This is a genomic window from Pseudomonas sp. 86_A, from assembly GCF_017491705.1.
Classification (GTDB): domain Bacteria; phylum Pseudomonadota; class Gammaproteobacteria; order Pseudomonadales; family Pseudomonadaceae; genus Aquipseudomonas; species Aquipseudomonas koreensis.
Window position 1 is genome coordinate 179916 of record NZ_JAFGYS010000005.1, and the last position, 24851, is coordinate 204766.

The window sequence follows — 24851 nt, forward strand, 5'->3', positions numbered from 1 at the left end:
GCCCTGTTAATACCCGCAGTGAGGAATAGCATGAAGTCGCGCATCTGGCGTCTGGCCGGTGTTGGTTTGCTGTGTGTGAGCGTCAGTGCGCAAGCGCTTGCCGACGAGCCACAGAATCGTGGTCCCGAGAATAACGGGCACGGTGGCGAGCATCAGGGCAATCAGGGGCATGGCGGCGAGCGTCAGCCGCACGGGCAGAACAATCCACCGCCGCAAAATCAGCCGCGGCCGCAGAACAACGAAATCATTCGGGGCGACAACAGCCGCCAGTTCGAACACAACGGCCAGCAGCACAATAACGGCCAGTGGCAGAACCAGAACCAGAACCGCGCACCGAACCCGCCTGCTCCGGTTCACCAGGCGCCACCGGCCAACCTGCCGATCCAGCCGCGGCCCGATACCGTGCGCCAGACTCAGGAGCCGCGTCAGGGCTACTACCGCGACGAGCGCCCGCAGAACGGCTACCACAACCAGCAATGGCAAACCGGCAACCGGCCCAATGACAATCACTGGCCGGGTCGCCCGGACGGGCATGGCAACGGTTGGGGCCCCGGCCCGCAATACCGCCCGGGGCATGTGATCGACCGCTTCCCGGATCGCGAATATCGTGTGCCGTATCGCGGCCAGGATTACTTCTATTCCGGCGGTTACTGGTATCGCCCGCAAGGTCCGCGCTACATCGTCGTGCAGCCGCCGCGAGGGATTCGTACCCAGTATCTGCCGGACTACGCCCGTGAAGTGTGGATCGGCGGAGCGCTGCTGTTCCTCGCTGCCGGTTCCTACTATGCGTATGAGCAAGCCACGCAGGATTACGTGGTGGTCGAACCGCCGGTGCAGCAACCGCCGCAACCGCAGCCGCAATCCCAGGGCTATGACGTCGAGGCTTATCCGGCCAACGGTCAGTCACCGGAACAGGTCCAGCAGGACGGTTACCAGTGCTACCAATACGCGGTGCAGCAAAGCGGTTTCGATCCGCGTACCGCGACGTACCAACCGGCGCCCGAAGTGGTGCAGGCGTACCGTCAGGCTCAGGGCAATTGCCTGAGCAGTCGCGGTTATCAGGTGTCTTACTGAAGCCGGGTTTGCGCCCGTTCGGTCTTGACCACTTCCTGCGGGTCGGCGTGCACCAGCACCTCGGCTCGCGGGTAGGCGGCGTGGATCGCATCCGCCGCCTGATCGCTGATGCCGTGAGCGACTGACAGCGTCAGTTCTCCCGGCAACTCCAGATGCAGCTGCACGAACCAGTGATTGCCCGAGATCCGTGTGCGCAGATCATGTGCGCCCAGCACGCCGGGTACGCCGCAGGCCAGTTCGAGCATGTGCTGACTGACGTCCGTCGGCAGCTCTTCATCCATCAGCACCGAAAAACTTTCCCGGGCGATCTGAATCGCACTCCACAAAATGTACCCGGCAATTCCCAAACCGAACCATGCATCGAGCTGATGAAAGCCCATCCCGGCGAGAATCAGCGCGATCAGAATGCTGCCGTTGAGCAGCATGTCCGAACGGTAGTGCAGCGAGTCGGCGCGTACGGCGTTGGAGCCGGTCTGCTTGACCACGCGATGCTGCAATGTCAGTAGCGCAGCGGTCAGCAGCAGGGAGAACACGATCACGCCGATGCTCAGCCACGGCGCGCCGAGCGGCTCCGGTTGCTGGATGCGCTCATACGCCTGAAAGGCGATCAACACCGCACTGCCACCGATGAACAGCGCCTGCGCCATGCCCGCCAGCGATTCGGCCTTGCCGTGGCCGTAACGGTGATCGTCATCGGCCGGGCGCAGCGCGTAATGCACCGCCAGCAGATTGAGCAGCGAGGTGACGCCATCCAGCGCCGAGTCGGTGAGGCCGGCGAGCATGCTCACCGATCCGCTGAGCCACCAGGCGATGGCTTTGGCGATGATCAGCGTGCAGGCCACCGCCACCGAGGCGCGGGTCGCCAGCCGCAGCAGGCGGGCGTGTTCGGGGCTGGTGGTCATGTGATTTCCTTATGCGGCGGGTTGCAGGCCAAACATCGCCAGTTGTTGCGTGCTGCCCTTGTGCTGGATCAGACGTGGATCGTCCAGTGGCAGGTTGCGGCCCAGTTCAGTTTCGAGAATAGCCTGCAACTTGAGGTTATCGACCTGACCGTCCGGGCTAATGGCCTGTTTCAGTTTTGCCGGATCGACCTGGGCGGTGTGGCCCGGTTCGAAATAGATCGCGCCGGTGGTGAAGTCGACCGCGAACGCGATCAGGCCGGGGATGACGTAGAACAGCAGGCCCACGGCGTCGAGCACGGCAATGGCCGGGTCGATCTTGCCATCGATCTGACCGCGACGGTCCGGATAGAAAATCGAACCGCAGGCCGTGAGTTGAGTGAGCAGGGTGGCGACCAGTACACCGCCGATCAGGCGAAAAGGTAAACGCATGGGATAGATCTCCTGAGTCATCTAAAAACGAAGCAGCGCTGTGTGGAATTAAGACCCTGACAAACGCCCGGCAGTTCGCCGTTATACTCGCGCCTCTGTTTGGGAGCCAGCATGATTTCTTTGCCGATCGATGAAGTTTTACCTGCCCTGCGTGAAGCGTTGGCGACACGCCACGAAGCCGTGCTCGAAGCACCGCCCGGCGCTGGTAAAACCACCCGCGTGCCTCTGGCTTTGCTCAATGAAGCGTGGCTGGCCGGGCAGACCATCCTCATGCTCGAACCGCGCCGTCTCGCCGCGCGTGCGGCGGCTGAACGACTGGCCAGCGAACTGGGCGAGAAGGTTGGTGAAACCGTTGGTTATCGCATTCGTCTCGACAGCAAGGTCGGCCCCGACACCCGTATCGAAGTGGTCACCGAAGGTATTCTCACCCGGCGCCTGCAGGACGATCCGGCGCTGGAAGGCGTAGGCCTGCTGATCTTCGACGAATTCCACGAACGCAGCCTCGACGCCGATCTGGCGCTGGCCCTGAGTTTGAACGGTCGCGAACTGTTCCGAGCTGAACAGCCGCTGAAGATTTTGCTGATGTCCGCCACGCTGGAAGGCGAGCGCCTGTCCGGGTTGCTTGATGACGCGCCGATCCTGCGCAGCGAGGGGCGCATGTACCCGGTGACGATGCGCTGGGGGCGGCCGTTTCAGCCCGGCGAATACATTGACCAGCGTGTGACCCAGACCGTACTCGAAGCCCTGCACGATGAGACCGGCAGCCTGCTGGTGTTCCTCCCGGGGCAGGCGGAAATCCGTCGCGTGCATCAGCAGTTGAGTGATGCCATTGGCGAGCGCAATGACGTTTTGCTCTGCCCGCTGCACGGCGAACTGGATCTCAACGCTCAGCGCGCCGCCATCGACCCGGCCCCGGCCGGCCAGCGTAAGGTGGTGCTGGCGACCAACATCGCCGAGACCAGCCTGACCATCAACGGCGTGCGCGTGGTGATCGATGCCGGGCTGGCGCGGGTTCCGCGTTTCGACCCCGGCAGCGGCATGACCCGCCTCGACACCCAGCGCATTTCCAAGGCCAGCGCCACCCAGCGCGCGGGTCGGGCAGGGCGTCTGGAGCCGGGCGTGTGTTACCGCTTGTGGTCGCAGGATCAACACGAGCAACTGGCCGCTTACGGCAGTGCGGAAATTCTGTCGGCGGACCTGGCCAGCCTGGCCCTGCAACTCGGGCGTTGGGGGGTGACCCCGGGCGAACTGGTCTGGCTCGATGTGCCTCCGGCAGCGGCTTATGCACAGGCGCAGGATCTGTTGCAGCGCTTGGGGGCCCTCGAAGGCGAGGCGCTGACCGCGCATGGTCAGGCCATGGCCGAGTTGCCGGCGCATCCGCGCATCGCCCATCTGTTGCTGCGCGGTCAGGCGCTGGGGCTGGCGCACATGGCGTGCGATGTTGCGGCACTGCTTGGCGAGCGCGATATCCTGCGCGGTGCCGGTGCGGATCTGCACAGCCGACTGGTCCTGCTCTCCGGCGAGGAGCGCGCGGCGCGTGGGGCACAGGGTGGCGTACAGCGGGCCCGGCAACTGGCGCGGCAGTATCGCGGTTACCTGCGCGGCAAGGCGAGCGAACCGGTCAGCGATCCCGATCATCCGCGCTGGCTCGGTGCATTGCTGGCGCTGGCCTACCCGGATCGCGTCGCCCAGCAGCGGCGTGCCGGTGGCGCGGAATATCGTCTGGCCAATGGTCGGGCGGCGTTGTTTGCCGAAGCCGACAGCCTGATGAAGGAGCCGTGGATTGTGATTGCCGACCTCGGCAGCCGTCAGGGCCAGCGCGAGGAACGGATTTATCTGGCGGCGGATTTTGATCCGGCGCTGTTCGATTCAGTGTTGGCCGAGCAGGTCCGTTGCGTCGATCAACTGGACTGGGACGAACGCGAAGGCGTGCTGCGCGCCGAGCGTCAGCGCAAGGTCGGCGAACTGATCCTCAGCCGTGAACCGTTGACCGGTCTCGACGAAGCCGCGCGCAGTCAGGCGCTGGTCAATCTGGTGCGGCGCAAAGGTCTGGAGTTGCTGCCGTGGACGCCGGAACTGCGGCAGTGGCAGGCGCGGGTCGCCCTGTTACGGCAGCTGGAGCTGGCCACGCAGGATGACAGTCAGTGGCCGGATGTCAGCGACGCGACGTTGCTGAACACCCTCGAGCACTGGTTAATGCCGTATCTGGGCAAGGTCTCGCGGCTCAGTCATTTTGCCAATCTCGATCTGGCGAGCATCGTCCGCAACCTGCTGCCGTGGCCGTTGCCGCAACGGCTGGACGAGCTGGCGCCGCATCATTTGAGCGTGCCGTCGGGGTCGTCGATCAGGCTGGATTACAGCGAGTTCCCGCCGATTCTGGCGGTGCGTTTGCAGGAGCTGTTCGGCCTTGCCGAGACACCGCGGATTGCCGGTGGCCGGCAAGTGGTCAAGCTGCACTTGCTGTCGCCGGCGCGGCGCCCGGTGCAGGTGACGCAGGACTTGGCCAACTTCTGGCGCAGCACCTATGCCGAGGTGAAGAAGGATCTGAAGGGGCGGTATCCGAAGCATTATTGGCCGGATGATCCGCTGGTGGCCGAGGCCACGGCACGGGCCAAGCCGCGCGGCACCTGAATAGCAAGAGATCGCAGCCTGCGGCAGCTCCTGCAGGGGCAATGGGTGATCAGGGGGCAGCGGGCAGCAGGAACCGTGCAATCACTGGCAAGTGATCGGAAATGCGCAAGGTATCGTCCTGGCGCACCCTCGCTTCCACCCGTTTGATTTTCGGGCTGTAGAACAGATAGTCGACGGTGCGATCCGGGCCATTCAGGCCGGGGTCGTTGGGGTAGTGGGTCAACCAGTGGGCGCGGTCGATGCCGCTGGCTTCGTTGTTGGTCGGGATCATCGGGTACTTGTCCCACAACAGGTGCAACGCGCTGTCGATCGAGTAGGGTGTGCGCTGCTCGGTGGGCAGGCGCTGATACTGGCCCAGCGGCAGCAGGTTGAAGTCACCCCCGATCAGCCACGGCAAGCCCTGGCTTTCGTACTTGTCGAGCACCTTGGCCACCGCCGTCACTTGCGTCTGCAAGGTGTCGTCCGGTTGGCTGGCGCGATCCAGGTGCGTGTTGAACACCGTCAGTTGCCCGCCGTCGCTCAGCGGCAGTTTGGTGGCGAGCAGGGCATCCTTGGGGGCGAACTGACGGGCGATGATGTTCGCCGCAGGCACCGGCAATTGCAGGCGTTCAGCGTGTTCGATGCGGTAGCGGCTCAGGGTCGCCAGTTGCCGGCCAACGCTGCCAAAGATGTGCGGGTCAGGAACGAAATCGGCCTTCCAGTCGAAGGCATGGGCGCTGCACGGGTAGAGGTCGGTGAGCCGTTCTTGCAGCAGCTTGAGCTGATTCTGGTAATCACTGGCCTTGGCGCCGTCATCCAGTTCCTGCAGCAGGACCACATCGGGCTGTTCGTCGCGAATCACCCGCGCCACTTCATCGAGGCTGAAGGCCATGTCTTCCGGGGTGGGCGCCTCATCCGTGCCCTGGGCCAGGTCGTTCCAGAACACGTAACGCTTGCCCGCCAGGTACTGCACGTTCCAGGTCATGACTTTCAGGGCTTGCCCGGGCACCAGGTTCGGTGGGGTACCGATGCAGGTGACGGGCAGGGTTTCCCGGGCATCGGGGCGCCAGGTCAGGCTGTAGATCAGCCCGCCGATCAGGGCGATGGCGAACACAATCAGCAACAGGGTGTAGCGCAGCAGACGGGGCATGGCTCGGCTTATCGCGTTACAAAAGTGACCCCGAGCATACCCGACCGCAGACGCTTGGCCCAAGGGCCGTGAGGTCAGACCGCTCCGCTACGTTTGTCAGGCAATTCGCTGATCAGCATGAACAGGCGGAACAGCACCACACTGGTGAACAGTTGCAGGAAGCTGTGCGCACTGTCGATCAGCACCGCGATCAACGGATTCTGCGGGTCGGGGTACACCGCCAGCGTCGCACCCTTGAGCAGCCACAACGGTCCCATCACGCACAGAATGCACAGCAGGATCCGCCAGAAATGCCCACGGGTCAGGCGCAGGCTTTCCTTCATTGCCTGCAACGGCCCCATGCCGCGCAGCACCAGCAGGTATTCACCGAATGCGAGCATGACCATCAGCATCAGACCCGGCAGGAAATACAGCGACAGCCCCAGCAGGATCAGCAAGGTATTCAGCGCCGTGAGCAGGGCGAAGCGCGGCCACAGGCGGGTGGAAATCGCCAGCAGGTCGAGGGTGCGCGGGGCTTCGCCACGGGTGCGGGCGTCGAGGAACAGGATCAGCGCGGCGGTGTACAGCGGATACACCAGCAGACCGACCACCACGCTGGCGGCGGAGAAACTGTCCGGGTCGGTGACATGGTCCACCACTTGCTGCAGCGCCGCCTCGAAGATCACCAGGGGCAGGCACAACTGCACGATGCTGGCCAGATGGCGTTTGAAAAAATACAGAGAGTCGCGCAGTACATCGAAGGCATTCATCAGTCGGTATCGCAGGTCGAAAACAGTGGCTCACTTTAACCGATGATGCGCGGGCCGACACAAACGTAAACATTCGGTAAAGGTCGTTGAAACATCCTGTCACTGCCTCCATTACAGAGGTGCGCCATGTCCACAGTGGACACGGGCAACGTTATCCCCGGCAATCTACGAGGTCGCCATGAACAGCGAAGAGCAAACCCTGATCGATGGACTGTTTTCCCGGCTGCAACAGGCCGAAACGGAGGCAGCCCCGCGCGACGCCCAGGCCGAGGCGCGGATCAAGGAACACCTGACCCGCCAGCCGGCGGCAGGTTATTTCATGACCCAGGCGATTCTGGTGCAAGAGGCAGCGATCAAGAGCCTCGACGAACAGAACAAGCAGCTGACTCAGCAAGTCCAGCAATTGCAGGCCGAACTGCAAGCAGCCAAGGCCCAGACTGCGGCCCCGGCAGCCAGCGGTGGTGGCGGTTTCCTGTCCAGCATCTTCGGCGGCGGCAGCTCGCGCCCGGCGCCGACTCCGAGCGCTCCAGCCTCTACTGGCGGCTGGCGTGAACCGGCACCGCAGCAGAACTTTGGTGCACCACCGCCACAACAGAACTATGCCGCTCCACCGCCTAACTACGCACAGCAGGCAGCCCCGGCAGCGGGCAGCAGCTTCCTCGGCGGCGCCCTGAAAACCGCTGCCGGCGTGGCCGGTGGTGTGATGCTGGCACAAGGCATCAGCAGCCTGTTCCATCACAACCAGCAGCCCGAAGAAATCGTTGAAGTGATCAAGGAAGAGCCGGCGCAAGTGGCTGACCAGAGCGGCAACGACTGGGGCAACGATCAGCGCATGGCCGATAACGGTTTCTCAGGCAATGACCAAGGCGGGTTTACCGACACCGACTACAGCGACGACAGCTCATCGTTCTTTGATGACGATGATTCGTTCGTCTGACCAACGGTCGGCATCGAACCTTGTGGCGAGGGAGCTTGCTCCCGCCGGGGCGCGTAGCGGCCCTTTCTTTTAAATAGAAGGGCTTGCTGCGCAATCCAGCGGGAGCAAGCTCCCTCGCCACACTGCCTTTTACTGGCATACTGAGCGCCTTTTTCGGGCCCGGCGCCTGATCCCGCTTCGTGCGCTATGCGCTCACAGGAATCCCGGTGAAAAAAATCGCAGTGTTCGCCGACGTGCAGAACCTCTACTACACCGTGCGTCAGGCCTATGGTTGTCACTTCAACTACGCCGCATTGTGGGCCGACATCAGCAAGGACGGGCAGATCGTCGAGGCCTACGCCTACGCGATCGACCGTGGCGACAGCAAGCAGCAGCAGTTTCAGCAGATCCTGCGCAACCTCGGCTTCACCGTGAAGCTCAAGCCCTACATCCAGCGCAGCGACGGCTCGGCCAAGGGCGACTGGGACGTGGGCATCACCCTCGACATCATGGACGCCGCCGATCACGTCGACGAAATCGTCCTGGCCTCCGGTGACGGCGACTTCGACATGCTGCTCGAACGCATCATCAACAAACACGGCGTACAAGCGGTGGCCTACGGCGTGCCCGGCCTGACCGCCAACTCGCTGATCCGCGCCGCCAGCCGTTACGTGCCGATCGAAGGCGCGTTGCTACTGAAGAATTAAGCTGAAAAATTGATTTGTACGGAGTTGAACCCGGTTTGGAACGCATTGCAGTCATCGACTTTGAAACCACCGGCCTGTCGCCGAACAGCAGCTGTCGCGCCACGGAAATCGCCGTGGTCATGCTGGAAAACGGACGCATCGTCGAGCGTTACCAGAGCCTGATGAACGCTGGCGTGCGCGTCCCGGCCTTCATCGAGCAACTGACCGGCATCAGCAACGCCATGCTGCGCACTGCGCCGTCGGCCGAGCAGGTGATGAACGAGGTCAACGAATTCGTCGGCTGCACGCCACTGGTCGCGCACAACGCATCGTTCGACCAGAAATTCTGGGACTTTGAACTGGGGCGGATCAAACGCACCCGGCTGCAGAACTTTGCCTGCTCGCTGTTGCTGGCGCGTCGGTTGATGCCGGCGGCGCCAAATCACAAGCTCGGCACCCTCACCACCTTCGCCCGCCTGCCGCACACCGGCCAGGCGCACAGGGCGATGGCGGATGCGGAGATGGCGGCCAACTTGATGGCGCATCTGGCTGAAGAACTGCGGCACAAGCATGGGGTGCGTGAGCTGAACCATGACCTGTTGTGCAAACTGCAGAAAGTCCCGGCGGCTAAAGTCAGCGAGCACCTGCAGCGCTACCGCTGATCCCGAACCCTCCCGGATCTCTGTAGGAGCTGCCGAAGGCTGCGATCTTTTGATCTTGCTTCTAAAAGTCAACGTCAAAGGATCGCAGCCTTCGGCAGCTCCTACAGAGGCGTTTCGGTGGGGCTGACTATTTGCCGTTGCTTTCGATATGGCTAAGCGGCACGCGCTTCTCGATCGCGCTCGACAACACAATTGAGGTCTTGCTGAAGCCGAACTTCGCCACCCGATTGATCAACTCTTCCAGCTCCGTCATCGAACCCACCGCGCCCTTCATCATCACGCAGGGATCGCCGGTCACTCGAAAGCACTCGGTGAGTTGCGGGATTTTCGCCAGTTCGTCGTAGACCTTCTGACTGCCGTTCTGGTGCAGGCGCAGTTCGATCATGCACTGAATCGGCAAGCCGATTTTCGACAGGTCAATGTTCGCCTGATACCCGGTAATCACCCCGGACGCCTCAAGCTTGGCGACGCGCTCGGCCACCGCCGGAGCGGACAGGTTCACCTTGCGCGCCAGATCGGCGTAGGACGCTCGACCGTTTTCCAACAGGGCGCTGAGCAGCATGCGGTCGTATTTGTCCAAGGCCGGACTCCTTAAATTGCCAGACTTTCGAAATCGCGGTTTATCCCGCTGATCTCCGTTCTTTCAAAAGTGTACCGGCGTGATAAACAGGTTTTGTAGCTTATTTTTGCTCGCGGGCCTTTCTAGAATAATTCATCCGCTACCGCTGACTGTCGAGCTGCCCATGCCTGCCTTGCGCCGTTTTTCCTTGCCGTTGATCGCTGCGTTTTTCGCGCTGTACGTGATTTGGGGATCGACCTATCTGGTGATCCGCATTGGCGTCGAATACTGGCCGCCGCTGATGCTCGGCGGGGTGCGTTTCGTGATTGCCGGCAGCCTGATGTACGCCTTCCTGCGCTGGCGCGGGGCACCGGCGCCGACCTGGGCGCAGTGGAAAGCGGCGGGGATCATCGGGATTTTGCTGCTCAGCTTCGGTAACGGCGCGGTCAGTGTGGCCGAACACACAGGCGTGGCGTCCGGCGTGGCGGCACTGGCGGTGGCGACGGTGCCATTGTTCACCTTGCTCTGCGGCTATTTCTGGGGTGCGCGCAATACGCGGCTGGAGTGGGCCGGGGTGGCGCTGGGGATTGTCGGCATCGCCATGCTCAACATGGGCTCCAACCTGCAATCGAGTCCGTTGGGTGCGGCGCTGCTGATTTTTGCGGCGGCGACCTGGGCGTTTGGCTCGGTATGGAGCAAGCACCTGCCGCTGCCGCAAGGGGCGATGGCCAGTGCCGTCGAGATGCTGGTGGGCGGCGTGGTTTTGCTGATCGGCAGCGCGGTGAGCGGCGAACACCTGCAAGCGCTGCCGCCGGTGGAAGGCTGGCTGGCCTTGGGCTATTTGATTTTCTTCGGCTCGATCATCGCCTTCAACTCCTACATGTATCTGCTCAAGCACGTGCGTCCGGCGGCGGCCACCAGTTATGCCTACGTCAACCCGGCGGTGGCGGTGCTGCTGGGGATCGTGTTCGTCGGCGAGACCATCGGCATGGAAGAAGCGCTGGCGATGCTGGTGATCATCAGCGCGGTGGTGCTGATCGGTCTGCCACAGTGGCGTCGGCCGGCGCAGCCGCTCGTCGTGGAGGCGCCGAAGACAGTCGTTCCAGCAGAACAGCGTGTGAATTAGGGTAAACTGCGCGGCATTGCACATTCGTTTTGCAGACTTTTTTGCACATCCGCGCTGAATTTTCCTACGGTACTCCCATGACTTTCGCCTCCCTTGGCCTGATCGAACCCTTGCTGCGCTCCCTCGAGACGCTCGGCTACCAGACCCCGACGCCGGTTCAGGCGCAAGCCATTCCGGCCGTGCTGGCCGGTCGTGACCTGATGGCTGCAGCCCAGACCGGTACCGGCAAGACTGCCGGTTTCGCCTTGCCGCTGCTGCAGTTGCTGGCCATGGAAGGGCCGAAAGTAGCCGCTAATTCGGCGCGTGCGCTGATTCTGGTGCCGACCCGCGAGCTGGCCGAGCAGGTTCATGAATCCGTGCGCCAGTACGCGGAAAACCTGCCGCTGCGCACGTATGCGGTGTACGGCGGCGTCAGCATCAATCCGCAGATGATGAAGCTGCGCGGCGGCGTCGATGTGCTGGTCGCCACGCCGGGTCGCCTGATCGACCTGTTCCGCCAGAACGCGCTGAAACTCGATCAGTTGCAAACCCTGGTGCTGGATGAAGCCGATCGTATGCTCGACCTGGGCTTCTCCGAAGAACTGGCGAACATTTACCGCATGCTGCCGAAAAAGCGCCAGACCCTGCTGTTCTCCGCGACCTTTTCCGATGACATCCGCCTGCTGGCCGGGCAGATGCTCAACGATCCGCTGAGCATCGAAGTCAGCCCGCGTAACGTCGCGGCCAACACCGTCAAGCAGTGGATCGTGACGGTGGACAAGAAGCGCAAGGCCGAACTGTTCGTGCACCTGATGCGCAAGAACAAGTGGAAGCAGGTGCTGGTATTCGCCAAGACCCGTAATGGTGTGGATGCACTGGTCGAGAAACTTCAGGGCCTGGGCGTGAACGCTGACGGTATCCACGGCGACAAACCACAGGCGACCCGCCAGCGTGCGCTGGATCGGTTCAAACTCAGCGAAGTGCAGATTCTGGTGGCCACCGATGTGGCTGCCCGTGGTCTGGATATCGAAGATCTGCCGCTGGTGGTCAACTTCGACCTGCCGATCGTGGCTGAGGATTACATCCACCGCATCGGTCGTACTGGCCGTGCCGGTGCGACCGGTGAGGCGATTTCGCTGGTGTGCGCCGATGAGGTGAACATGCTCTCGGCCATCGAGATGCTGACGCGTCAGACGCTGAAGCGTCAGAACGAACCGGACTTCGAACCTGAGCACCGCGTGCCGGATACCGATGCCAGCGGTCAGGTGATCAAGAAGCCGAAGAAACCGAAAAAGCCGAAAACCTCCGGCGGCGGTGGCGGCAAGCGCAATCTCGGTAAATGGGTCGACAGCGGCGAGACTCAGGCGCCGGAGCCTTCGATCAAGCCTGTACGCAAGGTGCCGGTGTTCAACACTGGGCCGCGCAAGCGTAAACCTTAATATTCGCTGCACCTGTAAGACCGCTATCGCGAGCAGGCTCACTTCTACATTGGAACGCATTCCCCTGTAGAAGTGAGCCTGCTCGCGAAGGGCGCAACGCGGTCCTCAGTTCTTGCGCAACCACTCCAGCATCCCCAAACCCGCCGCCCGCCCGCTGGCAAAGCACCCGGTCAGCAGATAGCCGCCTGTCGGCGCTTCCCAATCCAGCATCTCACCCGCACAAAACACCCCCGGTAACGCCTTGAGCATCAAGCGCTCATCCATCGCCTCGAACGTCACGCCACCTGCGCTACTGATCGCTTCGTCCAGCGGACGGGTTTTCACCAGGGTCAACGGCAACGCCTTGATCGCCCGAGCCAGCAGCGCCGGATCGGCAAAGGTCGCAGCGTCAGTCAATTCACGCAACAACGCCGCTTTCACCCCATCAATCCCGACCTGACTGTGCAGATGCTTGGCCATCGAGCGCGAACCACGCGGTTTGCTCAACGCTGCCTGCAATTTATCCACAGGCCGGCCGGGCAGCAGATCGATGTGCACCGTGGCTGAGCCGTGCGCATTGATCGCCTCGCGAATCGGTGCCGACAGCGCATAGATCAGGCTGCCTTCAACCCCGGTCGCGGTGATCACGCATTCGCCCAAGCGTGGGATATCGTCGTTCAAACCGATGGCGACGTTTTTCAGCGGTGCGCCGGCGAATTTGCTGACAAGGAGTTCGCTCCAGGCCTGCACTTCGAAGCCGCAATTGCTCGGCTGCAATGGCGCCAGTCCTACGCCTTTCTGCTCCAGGGGCAGCATCCACGCGCCGTCCGAACCCAGACGCGCCCAACTGCCGCCGCCGAGGGCGAGCAGGGTGGCATCGGGTTTGACGGTGATTTCGCCGTCCGGGCTGGCGATGCGCAGTGCGCCTTGATCATCCCAACCAAGCCAGCGGTGGCGGGTGTGGATAACCACGCCGCTGTCGCGCAAACGCTTGAGCCAGGCGCGCAGCAAAGGCGCGGCTTTCATGTCGGTGGGGAATACCCGGCCGGAGCTGCCGATAAAGGTTTCGATGCCCAGATCATGAATCCAGCGGCACAACGCGTCGGCGTCGAAGGCGCGCAACAGCGGGGCGATCTGCGGTGCGCGTTCGGCGTAGCGCGAGAGGAACGCCGGGTAGGCTTCGGAATGGGTGATGTTCATGCCGCCGACCCCGGCCAGCAGGAACTTGCGCCCCACCGACGGCATGCCGTCGTACAGATCGACGCGCACGCAGGCCTGGCTCAGCACTTCGGCGGCCATCAGGCCGGCGGGGCCACCGCCGATGATGGCGACGTGAGCGGAGAGGGGGGCGGAGGTCTGGGTCATGGCGTGCGCTGCGGTATGGCGGGATAAGGCGCGCATTCTAACAGCGCAGACCTTTGTAGGAGTGAGCCTGCTCGCGATGGCGGTTGATCAGGCGACATAAGTGCTGAATGTCGGTCCGCCATCGCGAGCAGGCTCACTCCTACAAGGAGATCGAGGTGAATTCAGTATGTGGTCAAAAAACAACCATCGTGCTGTACGGCATGCTCACTGTGGCCTGTAGTCCCTTTCGCTCAGGTTATCCACAGGCCGTTCCACAGCCATTGTGGGTAACGCAGCACAGCTTAGTGACAACCGTGTGACGTCCAGACCCGTTGCGCGCTGTGATGCAGGATGCCGTGGCGGCGGGCGAGGGCGTGGCGATCCTTGCTGTAGCCGCCACCGATGACGCCGACCACCGGGATATCACGACCCAGGCAATGGCGCATCACGCTTTCATCGCGGGCGGCGACTCCAGCGTCTGTCAGCTGCAGATAACCGAGGGCGTCGTCCTTGTGCACATCGACCCCGGCGTCGTACAGCACCAGGTCCGGTTGATACAGCGGCAGCAGGTAGTTGAGCGTGTCATCCACCACTTTCAGGTAATCAGCATCGCCCATGCCCTTGGGCAGCGGAATGTCCCAATCACTTTCGGCCTTGCGCGCAGGAAAATTCTTCTCGCAGTGCAGGGAAACGGTGATCGCCTCCGGGGTGTCATGGAGGATTCGCGCGGTGCCGTCGCCCTGATGCACGTCGCAATCGAAGATCAGCACCCGGTTAACCCGACCGCTTTGCAGCAGGTAATGGCTGATGATCGCCAGGTCGTTGAAGATGCAGAACCCGGCCGGGTAATCGTAGTGGGCGTGATGGGTGCCGCCGGCCAGGTGACAGGCCAGGCCATGCTCAAGGGCTTTCTCTGCCGCCAGAATCGAACCGCCGACCGCCCGCACGGTGCGTCGGGCGAGCGCTTCGTTCCACGGCAGACCGAGGCGCCGCTGGTCTTCGCGGGACAACTCACCGCTCATGTAGCGTTCGATATAGCGACGGTCATGGGCCAGGGCGAGGATGTCGTTGGGGCAGATCTGCGGGCGCAGCAGGTCGGCGTCGCGGGTCAGGCCGCTGTCGACCAGGTGATCGCGCAGCAAACGGAATTTATCCATTGGGAAGCGGTGATCCGCCGGAAACTCGGGGCTGTAGTCTTCGTGGTAGATCAGCGGCAGGGGCATGGCGTTTTCGTATGGCTGTTGAAGATAGGGAACGCAGGAAAGCGTGAACGATCCTACCAGCGATGTAGACTTGCGGCATGGAAATGGAGGGGCACGATGGAGCCGATAAACGAACTCGAAAGCGCACGCCTGTTGATGCGCCAGTGGCGCGATGAGGATTTGCCGGCATTTGCAGCGATGTGCGCCGATCCTCAGGTGATGCGCTATTTTCCGGCGCCGATGAGTCGCCTGGAAAGCGCGTCGATGATCGGCCGCGTGCGCGGGCATTTTGCCGAACACGGTTTCGGCCTGTGGGCGCTGGAGCGCAAGGACAGCGGCGAGTTCATCGGTTTTACCGGCCTCGGTGTGGTGGGCTTCGATGCGCCCTTCACCCCGGCGGTGGAAATCGGCTGGCGCCTGGCCCGCGAGCATTGGGGCCTGGGTTACGCCAGTGAGGCGGCCTGGACGGCATTGCGCGCAGGCTTTGATCGGCTGGCCCTGAAGGAGATCGTGTCCTTCACCGCGCAGAGCAATCTGCCGTCGGAAAAAGTCATGCAGGCGATTGGCATGCATCACAACCCGGCCGATGATTTCGATCACCCCAAGCTTGCTGTCGATCACCCGCTGTGTCGGCATCTGTTGTACCGCATCACCCGGGAGCAATGGCTACAGACCTTGCATGGCTAAGCCGACACGGACGTTTACAATGGCGCGACAGTGGCTCGCGCCAGAACCTGAATGGGCCGCCGCAGCCAAGACTGCGCGGCATAGCGTTGTGTGAGGAGAGTCTGAATGAGCCAAGTGTTGGAAGATCTGGTCGACCTGCTGACCCTGGAACCGATCGAGGAAAACCTGTTCCGTGGCCGCAGCCAGGACTTGGGTTTCCGTCAGTTGTTCGGTGGTCAAGTGCTCGGCCAGTCGCTGTCGGCGGCCAGTCAGACGGTTGAAGAGGCGCGCCATGTGCATTCGATGCACGGCTATTTCCTGCGCCCGGGCGACGCCAAGTTGCCAGTGGTGTATTCGGTGGATCGTGTGCGTGATGGCGGCAGCTTCAGCACCCGCCGCGTCACGGCGATCCAGAAGGGGCACCCGATCTTTACCTGCAGCGCGTCGTTTCAGTACGACGAGGAAGGCTTCGAGCACCAGAGCCAGATGCCGGTGGTGGTTGGCCCGGAAAACCTGCCGTCGGAGCTGGAGCTGACCCAGCAGCGTGCGCACCTGATCCCCGAGCACATGCGCGAAAAACTGCTGTGCCCGAAACCGATCGAAGTACGCCCGGTCACCGAAAAGGACCCGTACAACCCGCAGCCGGCCGATCCGGTGAAATACGTGTGGTTCCGCGCCGACGGGGCGCTGGCCGACATTCCGGCGTTGCACAAATACTTGCTGGCCTACGCCTCGGACTTCGGTCTGCTGACCACCTCGATGCTGCCCCACGGCAAGTCGGTCTGGCAGAAAGACATGCAGGTCGCCAGCCTCGATCACGCGCTGTGGTTCCACAACGATCTGCGCGCCGATGACTGGTTGCTCTACGCCATGGACAGCCCGTGGGCCGGCAACTCCCGTGGTTTTTCCCGTGGCAGCGTGTACAACCGCGCCGGGCAACTGGTGGCGTCGGTGACTCAGGAAGGCTTGATTCGCCACCGCAAGGACTGGGCATGAGCCTGAGCGATGTGAAGCACTGGGTGTTCGACATGGACGGCACCCTGACGGTCGCCGTGCATGATTTTGCGGCGATCCGCGTGGCGCTGGCGATTCCGCCGGAGGACGACATCCTCACTCATCTCGCGGCGCTGCCGGCCGACGAAGCCGCCGCGAAACACGCGTGGCTGCTGGAGCATGAACGTGATCTGGCGCTGGGTTCAAAACCGGCGGCCGGTGCGGTGCAACTGGTGCGCGAGCTGCACGGGCGGGGTTATCGCCTTGGCATCCTGACGCGCAACGCGCGGGAGCTGGCGCATGTGACGCTTGAAGCGATTGGCCTGGCCGACTGCTTTGCGGTGGAAGATGTACTGGGCCGCGATGAAGCGCCGCCCAAGCCGCATCCCGGCGGGTTGCTGAAACTGGCCGAGGCCTGGAACGTGCCGGCCAGCGAGATGGTGATGGTCGGTGATTACCGCTTCGACCTCGACTGCGGGCGAGCGGCCGGCGCGCGGACGGTGCTGGTGAATCTGCCGGACAACCCATGGCCGGAATTGACCGACTGGCATGTGCAGGATTGTGTCGAGTTGCGGCGGATGCTCTCGGCCTGAGTTCTTTATTGTCTGAAATGACGTCTTCGCGAGCAGGCTCGCTCCCACAAGGGAATGCATTTCAACTGTGGGAGCGAGCCTGCTCGCGAAGAGGCCAGAACTGCCGCCGCAAGGATTACTGATCGAACAGGGCCTTCTGCCCCTCGGGCGACGTCAGCATCCCATCACCGTTATGCCCGACCCCGGGCACTTCCACCAGGCGCTGGTTCACGCCTTCCGGATGCCGGCGCAGTAAATATCCGAAAAACAGCTTGCCGCGTTCCAGGCGATAAGCGCCCTGGGCTTCGGCGGCGCAGCTCTTGTCCAGCGCCGGATGTTGCGGGTCGATGTCCTGCTGCCCGAGCAGATAAATCACTTCGCGTTTGATGTAACTGCTTTCAAGCTGCAACGGCGTTTGCCCACCGGCGTACACCGGCAGGTCGGTCAGACCGTACTTCCAGCGATTGAAACCCGGGCACTGCGCGTGATCGAACGCCACGGGCCGCTGTTCGTTGAAATAAGCATACGAAGACGGATTGGCCACGACGTAACGCAGGCGAATGCCGTTGGCCTTCAGCGCCGGTTGATCCTTGGCCAGCAAGGCATAACGCTGCACCACCTGGCCGCCACCGGAATGGCCGAAAATCACGATCTGCTTCACATCCGGAAACTGCTTGCGATCGCTGACCCGCGCGACGATTTCATCCAGTGCGGCGTAGGAGCTCAGCGGATTCGGGCCTGTGGATAACCCGCCGCCCATCCACTCGTTGCCTTTCCAGCGCAGCAAGGTGTTCGGCAGGGAATACAGGGCTACATCACTTTCGTTGAGGAACTGCGGCGCGATCACCAGTGTGTGGGCGGTCTGCCCGGCCAGTTCGGCGGCGCTCTCGGCGCTTTTGCGATAGGTCTCGGCGTTGCGCAGACGACCGTGGATCACGATCAGCACGCGTTCGATTTTCTCCGGCGCCGGACCGATGCCGACGGCCATTTCCCCGGCCTTCAATTGCAGGCGCCCGGGGCTGATCGCGTCGACACCGGCGGCCTGGGCACTGCCGCCGATGATCAGTAAAGCCAAAAGCCATTTGCGCATTTACAGGTTTTTCGCCGCGAAGGTATCGCACTGGCCGACCTGGCCCTGCGCGAAACCGGTTTTGAACCAGCGCACCCTTTGCGCCGACGTACCGTGGGTAAACGAGTCCGGCACCACTCGGCCCTGACCCTGTTGTTGCAGGCGATCATCACCGATGGCGTTGGCCGCGTTCAAGGCCTCTTCGACGTCACCGGGTTCCAGCCAGTTCAGGCGCTTCTGCGCATGGTAGGCCCAGACACCGGCCAGGCAGTCGGCCTGCAATTCCTGACGCACCAGCAAACCGCCGTCGCCCTGCATCTGCCGGCCTTGCTGGCGCGCGGCCTGAATTTTCGCCGAGACGCCAAGCAGCGTCTGCACATGGTGCCCGACTTCGTGGGCGATCACGTAGGCCTGGGCGAAGTCGCCGGCCGCTTTGAAGCGCTGGGCCATTTCCTGGAAGAACGCCATGTCCAGATAGACTTTCTGATCCGCCGGGCAATAAAACGGGCCGGTGGCCGAGGTGGCGAGACCGCAGGCGGAATTCACCCGGTTGCTGAACAGCACCAGGGTCGGGTCTTTATATTGGCGCCCGGCCTGCTGGAAGATCGCGCCCCAGGTGTCCTCGGTGTCGCCGAGGATCGAACGGACGAATTCGGCCTGCTGGTCGTTGGCCGGGGGCGCCTGACGGGTTTGCGTCGTGGCCGGCGCTGATTGCTCGGTCATTTGCCCGGTGAGCTGGCCGAGGATCTGCAACGGATCCTGTCCGGTGATCCAGCCGATGCCGACGATCAGCAGAATGGCCCCGAGGCTCAGGCCTTTGCCGCCACCGAAACGCATGCCACCGCCACCGCTGTCGCCCTCATCACCCCGGGCGTCGACGACGTTGTCACTGCGTCGGCCTTTTTTCCATAGCATGTGGGAATCCTCTATCTGTACGTGGTGATGAGTGTTGCTGGTGTGTGAGTGTGGCGCCAGTCCGGTCGTCCGTCCATTGGCGCACACGCAAGCAGGCCCGGCCTCGGGTGCCGAGGACGGGCCTGTTATTGACGAGCCTTTGGGCGACTAATTCAATCGATTGGCGGATTTCTCTTGCCGCACGGCGCCTTAGCGGTCGAAGGCGTCCCACACGGGTGCGAAATCCGGGCTGACCTGACGCTGGTCCTTCGGCAGTGCGGCGATCAGTGCGCGGTCTTCAACATCCAGTTCGACCTTCAGCGAGGCCAGGTTCGCCAGTTGATTGGCCCGGCTGCTGGCTTTGGGAATGGCCGCCACGTAGGGCTGATCCAGCAGCCATTTCAACGCCACCTGAGTCGGCTGCACACCGTGTTTTTCGGCGATCTGCCGGATCTGCGGGACGTCCGAGACCTTATTGCGCGCCAGCGGTGTGTAGGCGGTCAGCGCCAGGTCGTGTTGGCGCGCGTAGTCGAGCAGGGCGTTCTGGCCGAGCAGGACGTGGTACTCGACCTGGATTGCGGAGAGGGGAATACCGTATTCCTCGACGACTTTGCGCAGCAGCGGCAGCGGAAAATTCGCCACGCCGATGTTGCGCGCCAGCCCCTGTTCCTTGAACGAGGCCAAGGTGTCGAGGGTGCGCGGCAGATCCCAATCGGTGCTCGGCCAGTGGATCATGAACAAGTCGACGTAATCGCTGCGCAAGGCCTTGAGGCTGCGCTGCAACGAGTGGCGCATCGCGTCGGGTTGCAACTGATCCCACCAGACCTTGGTGGTGACATGAATCTGTTCGCGGGGTGTCGGCGTATTCGCCAGCGCTTGTCCGACAGCGTCTTCGTTGTTGTAAGCCGCTGCCGTGTCGATGTGGCGGTAGCCGAGTTCCAGTGCTTGTTCCACGGCGCGGGTACATTCGTCGCCGAGCATCGGCCAGGTGCCGAGGCCGAGTTTCGGCATGTTCAAACCCTGGGCATTAACGATGTGCTGCATGGTCGATCTCCTGTTCGAAAGCAGTGATGCCGGCGATATGCCGGGCGGCGATGTAGCCGAACGTCAGCGCCGGGCCGAGGTTGATCCCGCCCGCCGGATAGTGCCCGCCCATGATGCTGGCCATATCGCCACCGGCGGCGTACAGCCCGGCGATGGGCTGGGCATTGGCGTCCAGCACTTGCGCGTGTGGGTTGACCTTGAGCCCGGCGAAAGTGCCGAAGCAGCCCGGTTGGACTTTCACGGCATAAAAAGGACCTGTCTCTATTGGGGCAACGCAGGGGTTGGGAAGGTTCGCCGGATCGCCCTGTTTGCGGTTATAGGGCGTTGAACCGCGCCCGAATAATGGGTCTTCACCAAGGCGAGCATGCTGGTTGTAGTGCTCCACGGTATGGCGCAACCCGTCGGGTTCGATGCCACAAGCAATGGCCAGTTCTTCAAGGGTGTTGCCGGTTTTCAGATAGCCGCTGCGGATAAATTCCGACACCGGCAACGGAAATGGCCGCGAGATGCCCAAGCCATATCGCCGTTGAAAGGCGCGGGTGCAGATCAGCCAGGAGGCGACTTCTTCGCCCTCGGGCGCGGCGGCGACCATGGCGCTGACGTAGTCGTAATAACCGTTGGCTTCGTTGACGAAGCGCTGGCCGTTGCGCAGCACGCCGATGATCCCCGGTTTGCCGCGTTCGATGATGTGTGGGAAATGGCCGATGCTGCCGTCGGCATGCGGCACTTGCGAGACCGGCGCCCAGGCCACGGGCGAAGCCACGTCGGTATTGACCGTGGCACCGACGCTTTCGCCCAGGCGAAGGCCATCGCCGTTCACCGCCAACGGTGGCAAGGCCCAATGTTCATGACCGGTGGGCGTGCGCGGAAACAGCGCCTTGCGCCGTTGGATGTCGTTGGCAAAACCACCCGCCGCAAGCACCACGGCTTTGCGTGCATGAATGCGACGCGGGCCGTTGTCGGTGTTGACCATGGCCCCCGAGACGCGGGCGCCGTCACGCAACAATGCCGTCACCGGCGCAGACGCCCATAGCAGGACGCCAAGGTCCTCGGCGGACTTCGCCAGGCGCGCGACCAGCGCCACACCGTTGACCAGTTGCAGGGCCCGTCCATGTGTCGCCAGATCGAGCAAGTGCCGAGTAAAACGGCGGGCTACGTGCCAGGCGGCTTTTAGTGAGCGCGTGAGGTTGAGGAACGCCGAGAGATCAGCGCCGGCCATGATCGGCATGCCCATGAAGGAGGTTTCGCGCATGGTTGTGCGCAAACGCTTGAGCAGGCGTCCGACCTTGCGCCCGTCGTAAGGCGCAGCGATCACCGAACGGCCGCCAGTGCCGGCGCCGGGTGTGTCGCCGTGAATATCGGCGATGGCATTGCCGTCGGCGAATTGCAGGGCCGTGTGCTGTTCGAAAAACGCGACCATGTGCGGCGCCGCAGTGAGGAAGGCGTCGACCATTGCCGGGTCGTAATGCTCGCCGAGTTCATGGCGCAGGTAAGTGCGCGGTTGCTCGACGTCTTCGACGATGCCTGCGCGCCGGGCCAGCGGATTGCACGGCACCCACGCCCAGCCACCGGACCAGGCGGTGGCACCGCCGAATACCGGGTCTTTTTCGACGACGATGACTTTCAGGCCGTGCCACGCCGCCGTGACCGCCGCAGACAGGCCGGCAGCGCCGGAGCCGACGACCAGCACGTCGCAGTCAATATCGGGAAGTTCGGCAGGCATCAAGTAAAGCTCCGCAGATTAATTTTTATTGGAATTTGATTCCAGAAATTAACCAGTGAGCTTGAGCTGTAACAAGCCTTGTTTGGGTAAAGTGGGCGGTTATCGCACGGCCAGTTCCGGATTTCGCTTTGCGAGAGATGTCTTCTAGAATCGGCCAAATTTCACTTGGATTTACCCATGGCCGGCAGTCAGATCGAACGGGTTTTCAGCGTGCTGGAAAGCCTCACCAGTGAACCGCGCGGGCTGCCGATGCAGACCCTGGCCGAGCAACTGGATATCCCGAAAAGTGCGACCCACCGTTTGCTCGCCGAGCTGATTCGTCTGGGTTACGTGCGGCAGAATGCCGACACCCTGCGTTATCACCTGTCGACCAAACTGGTGGCGATGGGGTTTCAGTATCTGGCGAGTAGCGGCGCCGACATCGTGCAACCGGTGCTGGATCGACTGGCGCAGGAAACCGGTGAACTGGTGCGTCTGGGGGTAATCGATGGCGAGCGCCAGACCTGGATCGCCAAGGCCCAGGGCGCGCGCACGGGCCTGCGTTATGACCCGGATATGGGCCGCGATGCGCCGTTGTTCTACACCGCCTCCGGGCATGCATGGCTGGCTTGCATGAGCGACGCCGAAGCGTTGTCGCTGGTTGAACGCCAAGGCGTGGAAGTGCCGGTGGACATCGGGCCGAACGCGCCGCGCTCCAATATCGAACTGCTGGAACGCCTGCGCCTGGCGCGGGAGCAGGGCTACGCCTGTGTCGAGGAAAGCTCGGCGGTGGGCACCTCGGCGATCGCTGCCGTGGTCAAGCATCCCGTTGATGGGCGGGTCATCGGTGTACTGAGCATTGCCGGGCCAAGCGCGCGGATGCCTGGCGCGCGTCTGCACGAACTGGCGCCGTTGCTGATGACGTTCACCGAGGAGTTGTCGGCGGCCAGTCTGGCCTCTGAATTGTTCATCTGACCCGCACCGCCCCCTGTAGGAGCTGCCGCAGGCTGCGATCTTTTGACTTTGTTTTTCAAAATCAAGATCAAAAGATCGCAGCCTGCGGCAGCTCCTACAGGTTTAGCGTCGAGTATGAAATTGTGCGGTGTTCGCACGGTTTTCCCACCACTGGGTGTTTGATTCTGGAACGTGGTTCTAAATTGTTGCTGGAGTGACTTTTCCAACAACAATCACAAGAGGATCGCGCCTTGACTCCACCCCTTCGCATCGCCCTGATCGGCGCTGGCAACATGGGCCAGCAGCATTATCAGCACCTGAAAACCCTGAACGAGGCTCGCTTGTGCGCGGTGGCCGATCCCGGCCCGCAGGCGCCCGCGCTGGCGGCAGAGTGGGGCGTGGCGCATTTCGCTGATCATCGTCAGATGCTGGAGCAGACACGGCCAGACGCGGTGATTGTGGCCAATCCGAATAATCAGCATGTCAGTACCGCTCTGGATTGCCTCACTGCCGGTGTGCCGGTGCTGCTGGAAAAACCGGTCGGTGTGCATCTGCAGGAGGTGCGCGAGCTGGTGGCAGCGGTCAAACGCAGTGGCGTGCCGGTATTGGTCGGCCATCATCGGCGCCACAATCCGCTGATCGTCCGTGCTCATGAGTTGCTGCAGAGCGGTGCGCTCGGGCGGCTGACCACGGTCACCGCGCTGTTTCAGCTGTGCAAACCCGACGCTTATTTCGAGATCCCGTGGCGCCGTGAACCGGGGGCGGGCCTGTTGCTGACCAATCTGATTCACGACCTCGATCTGCTGCGCCACCTGTGCGGCGAAGTGCACTCGGTGCAGGCCATTACCGACAACGCGGTGCGTGGTTTTGCCAATGAAGACAGTGTGGCGTTGTTGCTGCGGTTTGCCGACGGTGCGCTGGGGACGTTGACCGGGTCTGATGCGGTTGCCGCGCCGTGGAGCTGGGAGCTGAATTCCGCAGAGAACCCGGTCTATCCGCGTCAGGCTGATCAATCGTGTTACTTGCTGGCGGGCACCGCCGGGGCGCTGAGCATTCCACAACTCAAGCGTTGGCATTACGCTGCCGATCAAGTCGATGCCGGCTGGCACCAGCCCTTGATTGCGGTGCAGGAACATTGCGAGGCGGCAGACGCTTTGCGTTTGCAGCTGCAACACTTTGTGCGGGTAGCGCGGCGTGAAGTCGAGCCATTGGTCAGTGTGGCGGATGCCGCGCGGACCCTGGCGCTGGTCGAGGCGATTCGCGAGGCAGCGGCCAGCGGTCGCGCCTGCACGCCGGCAGAGGTCTGAACATGCGCGAACGCATCCTGTCCCTGGCCAGTCTCACCGTACTTGAATTGTCGCCACCGCAGATGGTCGAGGTGGCCGCCCGTGCCGGTTACAGCCATGTCGGCCTGCGCCTGGAACCGGCGACCCCTGAGGAATACCACTTTGCGCTGGTGGCCGATGGCGGTTTACGGCGTCAGACGCTGGCGCGTTTGCGCGACACCGGCATCGCTGTGCTCGACGTGGAAATCCTGCGCCTGAAACCGCACACCGTGGTCGCCGATTTCGAGAAGCTTCTGGCCGTTGGAGCGGAGTTCGGCGCCAGTGAATTGCTCGTCGCCGGCAATGATCCGGACGAGCAGCGGCTGACCGATCACTTTGCCGCGCTGTGCGATCTGGCGGCACCTTACGGCTTGCACCCGCATCTGGAGTTCATGCCCTGGACCGATGCGCGCAACCTCGAACAGGCGCTGCGCATAGTCGCCAATGCCGACCGGGAGAACGCCGCAGTGCTGGTCGATGCCTTTCATTTCGATCGCTCCGCTTCACGGCTGGAGGATTTGGCCGACGTCCCGCCTGCACGTCTGCGTTACGCGCAACTGTGTGATGTGGCGGGGCCAAGACCGGCGGACATGGCTGAGATCTTGCGTCAGGCTCGCAACGAGCGGCGGTTTCCCGGCGAGGGCGATTGTGACTTGCTCGGTTTGCTGCGCAGTCTGCCGGCTAATATTCCACTGAGTCTGGAGATTCCCACGGTCAAACTGCTGGAGCAGGGCGTGAGCGGATTGCAGCGGGCGCGGATGGCCCTCGACAGGACGCTGGAATTGTTGGCGCGCTTGTAAGTCTTGTTTGTGGCGGGGCGCCAGCG

The 24851-nt window shown here is 62.7% G+C and carries 24 protein-coding genes; 13 read left to right on the plus strand and 11 right to left on the minus strand.

The genetic code is table 11. The annotated features are described in order from the left end of the window. The first annotated feature begins 30 nt into the window (after positions 1 to 30). Complete coding sequence (locus J5M57_RS09750; RefSeq protein WP_207849033.1) at positions 31 to 1074, plus strand: DUF6515 family protein; 1044 nt, start codon at positions 31 to 33, stop codon at positions 1072 to 1074. On the opposite strand, the gene J5M57_RS09755 is transcribed toward J5M57_RS09750, so the two are convergent. Then, complete coding sequence (locus J5M57_RS09755; protein WP_169843285.1) at positions 1068 to 1976, minus strand: cation diffusion facilitator family transporter; 909 nt, start codon at positions 1974 to 1976, stop codon at positions 1068 to 1070. The two genes, J5M57_RS09750 and J5M57_RS09755, sit on opposite strands and share 7 nt — an antisense overlap. 9 nt (positions 1977 to 1985) lie before the next feature. Continuing rightward, positions 1986 to 2405 carry a polyribonucleotide nucleotidyltransferase gene (locus J5M57_RS09760; protein WP_207849034.1) on the minus strand — a complete coding sequence of 140 codons (420 nt, stop codon included), beginning with the start codon at positions 2403 to 2405 and terminating at the stop codon, positions 1986 to 1988. A gap of 111 nt (positions 2406 to 2516) precedes the next feature. Here J5M57_RS09760 and hrpB point away from each other — a divergent pair, with 111 nt between their 5' ends. Beyond that, positions 2517 to 5036, plus strand: coding sequence for an ATP-dependent helicase HrpB (hrpB, locus tag J5M57_RS09765; RefSeq protein WP_207849035.1), 2520 nt, complete (start codon positions 2517 to 2519; stop codon positions 5034 to 5036). 49 nt (positions 5037 to 5085) lie between these two features. Here the strand turns inward: hrpB and J5M57_RS09770 are convergent, their stop codons facing one another. Then, positions 5086 to 6165 (minus strand): endonuclease/exonuclease/phosphatase family protein, encoded by a 1080-nt coding sequence (locus J5M57_RS09770; RefSeq protein ID WP_169843288.1) that lies wholly within the window; start codon positions 6163 to 6165, stop codon positions 5086 to 5088. Positions 6166 to 6239: 74 nt separating this feature from the next. Then, complete coding sequence (locus tag J5M57_RS09775; protein WP_207849036.1) at positions 6240 to 6914, minus strand: YciC family protein; 675 nt, start codon at positions 6912 to 6914, stop codon at positions 6240 to 6242. 178 nt (positions 6915 to 7092) lie between these two features. Here J5M57_RS09775 and J5M57_RS09780 point away from each other — a divergent pair, with 178 nt between their 5' ends. The 3 genes from J5M57_RS09780 (at position 7093) to J5M57_RS09790 (ending at position 9178) form a co-directional block, all read left to right on the plus strand. Then, the gene (locus J5M57_RS09780; RefSeq protein WP_169843289.1) at positions 7093 to 7851 is read left to right on the plus strand and encodes a DUF2076 domain-containing protein; all 759 of its coding nucleotides are present in this window, start codon (positions 7093 to 7095) and stop codon (positions 7849 to 7851) included. A 206-nt stretch (positions 7852 to 8057) separates the two neighbouring features. Further along, the gene (locus J5M57_RS09785; protein WP_003228475.1) at positions 8058 to 8537 is read left to right on the plus strand and encodes an NYN domain-containing protein; all 480 of its coding nucleotides are present in this window, start codon (positions 8058 to 8060) and stop codon (positions 8535 to 8537) included. A gap of 35 nt (positions 8538 to 8572) precedes the next feature. Then, a complete protein-coding gene (locus tag J5M57_RS09790; RefSeq protein ID WP_207849037.1) occupies positions 8573 to 9178 on the plus strand; it encodes a 3'-5' exonuclease in 606 nt (201 codons plus the stop codon). Positions 9179 to 9305: 127 nt separating this feature from the next. On the opposite strand, the gene J5M57_RS09795 is transcribed toward J5M57_RS09790, so the two are convergent. Then, positions 9306 to 9758: an Lrp/AsnC family transcriptional regulator gene (locus J5M57_RS09795; protein ID WP_064589331.1), complete on the minus strand. Its 453-nt coding sequence runs from the start codon at positions 9756 to 9758 to the stop codon at positions 9306 to 9308. 163 nt (positions 9759 to 9921) lie between these two features. On the opposite strand from J5M57_RS09795, the gene yedA reads away from it, so the two are divergent. Both yedA and J5M57_RS09805 read left to right on the plus strand, forming a co-directional pair. Beyond that, positions 9922 to 10863: a drug/metabolite exporter YedA gene (yedA, locus tag J5M57_RS09800; RefSeq protein WP_207849038.1), complete on the plus strand. Its 942-nt coding sequence runs from the start codon at positions 9922 to 9924 to the stop codon at positions 10861 to 10863. A gap of 77 nt (positions 10864 to 10940) precedes the next feature. Further along, the gene (locus J5M57_RS09805) at positions 10941 to 12281 is read left to right on the plus strand and encodes a DEAD/DEAH box helicase (protein ID WP_064589327.1); all 1341 of its coding nucleotides are present in this window, start codon (positions 10941 to 10943) and stop codon (positions 12279 to 12281) included. A gap of 105 nt (positions 12282 to 12386) precedes the next feature. On the opposite strand, the gene J5M57_RS09810 is transcribed toward J5M57_RS09805, so the two are convergent. Together J5M57_RS09810 and J5M57_RS09815 are read right to left on the minus strand one after the other, a co-directional pair. After that, complete coding sequence (locus J5M57_RS09810; protein WP_207849039.1) at positions 12387 to 13625, minus strand: TIGR03862 family flavoprotein; 1239 nt, start codon at positions 13623 to 13625, stop codon at positions 12387 to 12389. Positions 13626 to 13906: 281 nt separating this feature from the next. Next, positions 13907 to 14827 (minus strand): histone deacetylase, encoded by a 921-nt coding sequence (locus J5M57_RS09815; protein WP_207849040.1) that lies wholly within the window; start codon positions 14825 to 14827, stop codon positions 13907 to 13909. A gap of 96 nt (positions 14828 to 14923) precedes the next feature. Between J5M57_RS09815 and J5M57_RS09820 the strand changes: the two genes are divergently transcribed. From J5M57_RS09820 to J5M57_RS09830, 3 genes are all read left to right on the plus strand, one after another. After that, entirely contained in the window at positions 14924 to 15493 is a 570-nt protein-coding gene (locus J5M57_RS09820) for a GNAT family N-acetyltransferase (protein ID WP_169843296.1), read from the plus strand. A gap of 105 nt (positions 15494 to 15598) precedes the next feature. Next, the gene (gene tesB, locus J5M57_RS09825; protein WP_064589320.1) at positions 15599 to 16468 is read left to right on the plus strand and encodes an acyl-CoA thioesterase II; all 870 of its coding nucleotides are present in this window, start codon (positions 15599 to 15601) and stop codon (positions 16466 to 16468) included. Then, positions 16465 to 17058, plus strand: a complete 594-nt coding sequence (locus J5M57_RS09830) for an HAD family hydrolase (RefSeq protein WP_207849041.1) — start codon at positions 16465 to 16467, stop codon at positions 17056 to 17058. The genes tesB and J5M57_RS09830 overlap by 4 nt, the downstream gene beginning before the upstream one ends. 115 nt (positions 17059 to 17173) lie before the next feature. Here the strand turns inward: J5M57_RS09830 and J5M57_RS09835 are convergent, their stop codons facing one another. The 4 genes from J5M57_RS09835 to J5M57_RS09850 form a co-directional block, all read right to left on the minus strand. Beyond that, the gene (locus J5M57_RS09835; protein ID WP_207849042.1) at positions 17174 to 18127 is read right to left on the minus strand and encodes an alpha/beta fold hydrolase; all 954 of its coding nucleotides are present in this window, start codon (positions 18125 to 18127) and stop codon (positions 17174 to 17176) included. Continuing rightward, positions 18128 to 19021, minus strand: coding sequence for a neutral zinc metallopeptidase (locus tag J5M57_RS09840; protein WP_025108738.1), 894 nt, complete (start codon positions 19019 to 19021; stop codon positions 18128 to 18130). It lies immediately after the preceding gene. 189 nt (positions 19022 to 19210) lie between these two features. Next, the gene (locus J5M57_RS09845) at positions 19211 to 20044 is read right to left on the minus strand and encodes an aldo/keto reductase (protein ID WP_207849043.1); all 834 of its coding nucleotides are present in this window, start codon (positions 20042 to 20044) and stop codon (positions 19211 to 19213) included. Further along, complete coding sequence (locus tag J5M57_RS09850) at positions 20028 to 21767, minus strand: FAD-dependent oxidoreductase (RefSeq protein WP_207849044.1); 1740 nt, start codon at positions 21765 to 21767, stop codon at positions 20028 to 20030. The genes J5M57_RS09845 and J5M57_RS09850 overlap by 17 nt, the downstream gene beginning before the upstream one ends. A gap of 177 nt (positions 21768 to 21944) precedes the next feature. Here J5M57_RS09850 and J5M57_RS09855 point away from each other — a divergent pair, with 177 nt between their 5' ends. The 3 genes from J5M57_RS09855 to J5M57_RS09865 all read left to right on the plus strand — a co-directional run bounded on the left by J5M57_RS09855 (position 21945) and on the right by J5M57_RS09865 (position 24825). Next, positions 21945 to 22721 (plus strand): IclR family transcriptional regulator, encoded by a 777-nt coding sequence (locus J5M57_RS09855; protein ID WP_064589310.1) that lies wholly within the window; start codon positions 21945 to 21947, stop codon positions 22719 to 22721. A gap of 230 nt (positions 22722 to 22951) precedes the next feature. Continuing rightward, positions 22952 to 24007 (plus strand): Gfo/Idh/MocA family oxidoreductase, encoded by a 1056-nt coding sequence (locus J5M57_RS09860; RefSeq protein WP_207849045.1) that lies wholly within the window; start codon positions 22952 to 22954, stop codon positions 24005 to 24007. A gap of 2 nt (positions 24008 to 24009) precedes the next feature. Beyond that, the gene (locus J5M57_RS09865) at positions 24010 to 24825 is read left to right on the plus strand and encodes a sugar phosphate isomerase/epimerase (RefSeq protein ID WP_207849046.1); all 816 of its coding nucleotides are present in this window, start codon (positions 24010 to 24012) and stop codon (positions 24823 to 24825) included. The last annotated feature ends 26 nt before the right edge of the window (positions 24826 to 24851 follow it).

Coding starts and splice junctions, on each gene's coding strand:
- J5M57_RS09805 (WP_064589327.1), top strand. CDS start 10,941: ATGACTTTCGCCTCCCTTGGCCTGATCGAACCCTTGCTGCGCTCCCTC.
- J5M57_RS09780 (WP_169843289.1), top strand. CDS start 7,093: ATGAACAGCGAAGAGCAAACCCTGATCGATGGACTGTTTTCCCGGCTG.
- J5M57_RS09830 (WP_207849041.1), top strand. CDS start 16,465: ATGAGCCTGAGCGATGTGAAGCACTGGGTGTTCGACATGGACGGCACC.
- J5M57_RS09755 (WP_169843285.1), bottom strand. CDS start 1,976: ATGACCACCAGCCCCGAACACGCCCGCCTGCTGCGGCTGGCGACCCGC.
- J5M57_RS09770 (WP_169843288.1), bottom strand. CDS start 6,165: ATGCCCCGTCTGCTGCGCTACACCCTGTTGCTGATTGTGTTCGCCATC.
- J5M57_RS09810 (WP_207849039.1), bottom strand. CDS start 13,625: ATGACCCAGACCTCCGCCCCCCTCTCCGCTCACGTCGCCATCATCGGC.
- J5M57_RS09840 (WP_025108738.1), bottom strand. CDS start 19,021: ATGCTATGGAAAAAAGGCCGACGCAGTGACAACGTCGTCGACGCCCGG.
- yedA (WP_207849038.1), top strand. CDS start 9,922: ATGCCTGCCTTGCGCCGTTTTTCCTTGCCGTTGATCGCTGCGTTTTTC.
- J5M57_RS09850 (WP_207849044.1), bottom strand. CDS start 21,767: ATGCCTGCCGAACTTCCCGATATTGACTGCGACGTGCTGGTCGTCGGC.
- J5M57_RS09775 (WP_207849036.1), bottom strand. CDS start 6,914: ATGAATGCCTTCGATGTACTGCGCGACTCTCTGTATTTTTTCAAACGC.
- J5M57_RS09820 (WP_169843296.1), top strand. CDS start 14,924: ATGGAGCCGATAAACGAACTCGAAAGCGCACGCCTGTTGATGCGCCAG.
- J5M57_RS09815 (WP_207849040.1), bottom strand. CDS start 14,827: ATGCCCCTGCCGCTGATCTACCACGAAGACTACAGCCCCGAGTTTCCG.
- J5M57_RS09750 (WP_207849033.1), top strand. CDS start 31: ATGAAGTCGCGCATCTGGCGTCTGGCCGGTGTTGGTTTGCTGTGTGTG.
- J5M57_RS09845 (WP_207849043.1), bottom strand. CDS start 20,044: ATGCAGCACATCGTTAATGCCCAGGGTTTGAACATGCCGAAACTCGGC.
- tesB (WP_064589320.1), top strand. CDS start 15,599: ATGAGCCAAGTGTTGGAAGATCTGGTCGACCTGCTGACCCTGGAACCG.
- J5M57_RS09835 (WP_207849042.1), bottom strand. CDS start 18,127: ATGCGCAAATGGCTTTTGGCTTTACTGATCATCGGCGGCAGTGCCCAG.
- hrpB (WP_207849035.1), top strand. CDS start 2,517: ATGATTTCTTTGCCGATCGATGAAGTTTTACCTGCCCTGCGTGAAGCG.
- J5M57_RS09855 (WP_064589310.1), top strand. CDS start 21,945: ATGGCCGGCAGTCAGATCGAACGGGTTTTCAGCGTGCTGGAAAGCCTC.
- J5M57_RS09865 (WP_207849046.1), top strand. CDS start 24,010: ATGCGCGAACGCATCCTGTCCCTGGCCAGTCTCACCGTACTTGAATTG.
- J5M57_RS09760 (WP_207849034.1), bottom strand. CDS start 2,405: ATGCGTTTACCTTTTCGCCTGATCGGCGGTGTACTGGTCGCCACCCTG.